Here is a 4915-nt window from a genome sequence, read left to right on the forward strand (position 1 = left end):
GTCACCTACAACCACATGGTCGAAGGCATGCTGGCGCTGACCGGTTACTTCGGCTGGCACAAGATCTGCGTAGAGCGCGGCATCCTTCCCGGCATGCAGGAATTGGTCCGGCGCATCGGCGACGACGAACGGCGCCACATGGCGTGGGGCACATTCACCTGCCGCCGCCACGTCGCCGCCGACGACGCCAATTGGGACGTCTTCGAAACGAGAATGAACGAACTCATGCCGCTCGGGTTGCGCCTCATCGAAGAGGGTTTCGCCCTGTACGACCCGATGCCGTTCGACCTTTCGGTGGACGAGTTCATGCAGTATGCCGCCGACAAGGGGATGCGCCGGTTCGGCACGATTGCCAGCGCCCGCGGGCGACCGCTCGGCGAGATCGATCTCGACTACTCGCCGCTGCAGCTGGAGGACACGTTCGCCGACGAGGACGAGAAGGCGCTGGCTGCGGTTTGATGCTGAGATCGACGTTTTGCAGGTCGCCACTCGCACTTTCGCTGCGAAACGTCAATCTCGACGCTGGGCAAGCCGCCGAGTTACCCGACCCAAACGGTTTTGGCGTTGCAGAACGCGCGGATTCCCAGACCCGCAAGCTCGCGACCGTAGCCGGATCGTTTTACGCCGCCGAAGCCTAATTCGGGGTAGGACACCGTCATTCCGTTGATGAAGACCTGCCCGGCCTCGATGTCGTCGATGAAGCGCTGCTGCTCGGCCTCGTCGCTGGTCCAGGCGTTGGACCCCAACCCGAAAGTGGTCGCGTTGGCGATCTCGATGGCTTCGTCGATGCCCGAGGCCCGATACATCGAGGCGACCGGCCCGAAGACCTCTTCGGTGTACAGCGCCATGTCCTTGGTGATGTCGGTGACCACCGTCGGCGGATAAAACCAGCCCGGCCTGTCGGGAGTCTTACCGCCGAGCCGGACCTTGGCACCCGCCGCGGCGGCGTCATCGACCTGCTTGGCGATCTCGTCGCGGCCCGACTCGGTGGCCAGCGGACCCACGTCGGTGTCCGGGTCGGTGGGGTCGCCGACCTTCAGCGCCTCCATCCGCTGGACGAACTTGTCCACAAACGCATCGTAGATGTCGGTGTGCACGATGAACCGCTTGGCGGCGATGCAGGATTGGCCGTTGTTCTGTACGCGGGCGGTGACGGCGGTCTTGACTGCTTCGTCCAGGTCCGCGGACGGCATCACGATGAACGGGTCGCTGCCGCCGAGTTCCATCACGGTGGGCTTGATCTCGTCACCGCAGATGGCGGCGACGGACTGGCCGGCCGGTTCGCTGCCGGTCAGGGTGGCCGCCGCAACCCGCGGATCACGCAGGATGCGCTCGACTGCGCTGGACGAAACCAGCAACGTCTGGAAGCAGCCCTCCGGGAAGCCGCCGCGCCTGATGACATCGGAGAGATACAGCGCCGACTGCGGCACGTTGGAGGCGTGCTTGAGGATGCCGACGTTGCCGGCCATCAGGGCAGGCGCGGCAAATCGGACGGCCTGCCACAGCGGAAAGTTCCACGGCATCACGGCCAGCACCAGCCCGAGCGGCTGGTAGCGGGTGTAAGCCCGCTTCGCACCGACCTTCGACGCCTCCGCCGGCTCGTCGGCCAGCAACTTCTCGGCGTTCTCGGCGTAATAACGGAAACCCTTGGCGCACTTGACTGCTTCGGCTTTGGCCGATTTCAGCGTTTTGCCCATCTCCAGGGTCATCATGGCTGCGGTCTGGTCGGCCTCCGCCTCCAGCAGCTCGGCGGTGGCATTTGCCCACTCGGCGCGCTGAGCGAAAGTGGTGGAGTGCCGGTAGTCGAGGAACCGGTCGTGGGCACGGGCGATCGCCGCCTCGATTTCGTCGTCTGTTGCCGGGGTGAAGGTCTTGACCGTCTCGCCGGTGGCCGGGTTGATCGTGGCGATAGACACGCTGACATCCTTCGCGTAGATGGTAGAAGCCGTTCGGTACCCAGCGTGCCACTTCCACGCCCGCCGCAGGGCTCGAGCCCGTCATAGCGGCCCACACGATTACATTGACAGCACCTGAGGAGGCAGCATGAGCGACGACGACTTCAACCGACGCAACATCGAGGAGTTTCGCGCCAACCATGGCAGGATCGGCGGACAGTTCGACGGCGCCCCCGTCCTGTTGCTGCACACCACCGGCGCGCGCAGCGGCGAGGAACGGGTGAATCCGATGATGTATCTGCCCGACGGCGACCGCTATCTGGTGTTCGCCTCCGCGGCGGGAGCCGACCGCAACCCCGCTTGGTATTGGAACCTGGCTGCCAAACCCTATGCCAGCATCGAGGTCGGTGACGAGCACCTCGACGTGCACGCCGTCGAACTCAAGGGCGCCGAACGCGACGAGAAATACGCCGAACAAGCCAAGCGGTACCCCGGATTCGCGGAGTATGAACGCAAGACGAGCCGCACGATCCCCGTCCTTGCGCTGCATCCGGTGGGACAACACGGCGACTGACGCCGTGTGATGAGCCGCGAAGAAGTGGCCGCATCGCCGTCGCCGCTACTGTGGCGAGCAGGAGGTGCTAAATGAGCACAGCGGCCGAGCTGATGGTGAAATGCCTGGAAAACGAAGGCCTCGCCGTCGTCTTTGGGCTGCCGGGCGAGGAGAACATCCGCTTTGTGCAGGCGTTGGCCGCGTCTGACATTCGCTATGTGCTTACTCGTCACGAGCAGGCGGCGTCGTTCATGGCCGAGATGTACGGGCGGGTCACCGGCCGGGCGGCTGTGGTGTCTTCCACTCTGGGCCCGGGCGCGATCAACATGCAGCTCGGCGTCGCCGACGCCACGACCAACAGCACGCCGCTGGTCGCGATCTCCGCACAGGTCGGCCAGGATCGGCAGTTCAAGGAGTCGCACCAGTACGTCGACCTGGTGTCGATGTTCACCCCGATCACCCGCTGGGCGGCCGGCATCCCGACCGTGCAGGCCATACCGGAGATGATCCGCAAGGCGTTCAAAGTCGCAGAGACCGAACGCCCGGCCGCGGTCTACCTCGCCGTACCGGAACACATCGATGCCGATGACGCCGACTACGACCTGACGCCGTTGCCGCGCAACGTCGTCCGCGCCGACGCGCCCGCCTTCCGGCAGGTGGCCCGCGCGGTCGACATTCTGCGCGAGGCCAAGCGGCCGGTGGTGCTGGCCGGGCACGGTGCGGCGCGTGCCGATGCGACCGCGGCCTTGGTGCGGTTCTCCGAGGAATTCGGCATCCCGGTGGCCAACACGTTCCACGGCAAGGGCGTCATGCCCGACGACCACCCCAACAGCATCGGCACCCTCGGGTTCATGCGACACGACTACGTCAACTTCGGGTTCGACAACGCCGACGTCGTCATCGCGGTCGGCTACGAGCTGCAGGAATTCGATCCAGTCCGAATCAACCCCAAGGCCGACAAGAAGATCATCCACCTCCATCGTTTTCCGGCCGAGGTTGACGCGCACTATTCCGTCAACGTAGGGATCATTGGCGACATCAGCGCCTCACTCGACGCACTGACCGAGGCGCTCGGCGAGCACACCTTCGACGCTGATCCGGAGATACCCGGCTCGGGCATGCTTGACGAGGAATTCGCTCGTGGACAACAAGATTCGCGATATCCGCTGGCGCCTGCGCGGGTAGTCGCCGATACCCGGGCCGCACTGGACCGCAGCGACATCGTTCTGGTTGACACCGGGGCCACCAAGATGTGGATGGCCCGGCTCTATCCGACGTTTGAGTGCAACACGTGCTTGATCTCAAATGGCTTGTCCACGATGAGTTTTGCGTTACCTGGAGCCCTTGGGGTCAAATTGGCCAAGCCGGAGTCCAAGGTGCTGGCCGTGGCCGGTGACGGCGCATTTTTGATGAACTCTCAAGAGATCGAAACCGCGGTTCGGGAGCGGATACCGCTCGTTGTATTGATCTGGGAAGACGGCGGCTACGGCCTGATCGAATGGAAGATGGATCTCGAGCTCGGTGAGCACCACTACGTACGGTTCAACAATCCCGACATCGTGACCTACGCAGAAAGCTTCGGCGCCAAGGGATATCGAATCACCCACGCCGATGAATTGTTACCCACATTGAAGGCTGCGCTCGACGACGACGGCGTCTCGCTGATCTGCTGTCCGGTCGATTACTCCGAAAATCTGCGGCTGACCGACCGGCTCGGCGAGCTCGACGAGACGCTCTAGCGGTCATGGCAGCACCGCGGCGCCGAACCACTCGCACAGGATCAGGGCGACTTCGATGTCGAGACGGTCATCGCTGATCGGGCGGCCGCGACGTTCGACAGCACGCTGTACGCGGTATTTCACCGAGTTGACGTGCAGGTGCAGCTCTTCGGCCGCCGCCTTGTTGCTTGAGCCGGTGCGCAAGAACACCCGTAACGTTTCACGGAGGCGTTCGTCGCTCTCCGTGCGAGACGCGAGCGGTCCGAGCACCTCGTTGACCCAGGTCGAAGCGGCTTGCAAATTGTTCCCGACCAGCGCCGCCACCGCGAGGCCGGGATCGTCGGCGGCGATGAACCGGGGAATGTCCGCCGCGGATGCAATCGCCACGCTGCGGGCGTCCTGCGCCTGCTGATGTGAGCGGCGAAAACCGTGAATTCCCGGCAGCGGCTTTCCAGCGGCAATCCATGGCGCATCGGACGAGGTCTCGGCAACGGCGCGAATCCGCCCTAATGCGCCCGGTGCGGCGCTGGACGGCAACGGAATCCATGCCCATCCGGTCACGTGGTCAATGGAGATGAACAACGGATTCTCGTGAGCACCAATGGATTCAGCGATCTTGTGGACAAAGCGCTCCATGGGTGTCAATTCGTCGCCGCTGTCGGACTCTGGGCACCAGACGACCAGTGCGACGTGGAATCGTCTGAGCGGGTAGCGGATTGCGGCGATCATCGCATCGACATCGACATCGG

4 protein-coding genes and 1 pseudogene are annotated in these 4915 nt (G+C 64.0%); 3 read left to right on the forward strand and 2 right to left on the reverse strand.

Annotated features, from left to right (window positions below; all coding sequences use genetic code 11):
* Nucleotides 1–459: pseudogene (locus WBF82_RS09785) on the forward strand (R2-like ligand-binding oxidase); the annotation flags it as partial.
* Between the two features lie 80 nt (nucleotides 460–539).
* Here the strand turns inward: WBF82_RS09785 and WBF82_RS09790 are convergent.
* On the reverse strand, nucleotides 540–1916 hold the full coding sequence (locus WBF82_RS09790) for an NADP-dependent succinic semialdehyde dehydrogenase (protein ID WP_424382844.1): 1377 nt from the start codon (nucleotides 1914–1916) through the stop codon (nucleotides 540–542).
* A gap of 127 nt (nucleotides 1917–2043) precedes the next feature.
* Here WBF82_RS09790 and WBF82_RS09795 point away from each other — a divergent pair, with 127 nt between their 5' ends.
* Entirely contained in the window at nucleotides 2044–2469 is a 426-nt protein-coding gene (locus WBF82_RS09795) for a nitroreductase family deazaflavin-dependent oxidoreductase (RefSeq protein ID WP_424382845.1), read from the forward strand.
* Nucleotides 2470–2540: 71 nt separating this feature from the next.
* Nucleotides 2541–4187 (forward strand): acetolactate synthase large subunit, encoded by a 1647-nt coding sequence (locus tag WBF82_RS09800; protein WP_424382846.1) that lies wholly within the window; start codon nucleotides 2541–2543, stop codon nucleotides 4185–4187.
* Nucleotides 4188–4190: 3 nt separating this feature from the next.
* Here WBF82_RS09800 and WBF82_RS09805 read toward each other — a convergent pair.
* On the reverse strand, nucleotides 4191–4915 hold a 725-nt coding region (locus tag WBF82_RS09805; protein ID WP_424382847.1), incomplete at its 5' end, for a PucR family transcriptional regulator.

This window comes from Mycobacterium sp., assembly GCF_049673265.1.
Lineage (GTDB): Bacteria > Actinomycetota > Actinomycetes > Mycobacteriales > Mycobacteriaceae > Mycobacterium.

Coding starts and splice junctions, on each gene's coding strand:
- WBF82_RS09795 (WP_424382845.1), top strand. CDS start 2,044: ATGAGCGACGACGACTTCAACCGACGCAACATCGAGGAGTTTCGCGCC.
- WBF82_RS09800 (WP_424382846.1), top strand. CDS start 2,541: ATGAGCACAGCGGCCGAGCTGATGGTGAAATGCCTGGAAAACGAAGGC.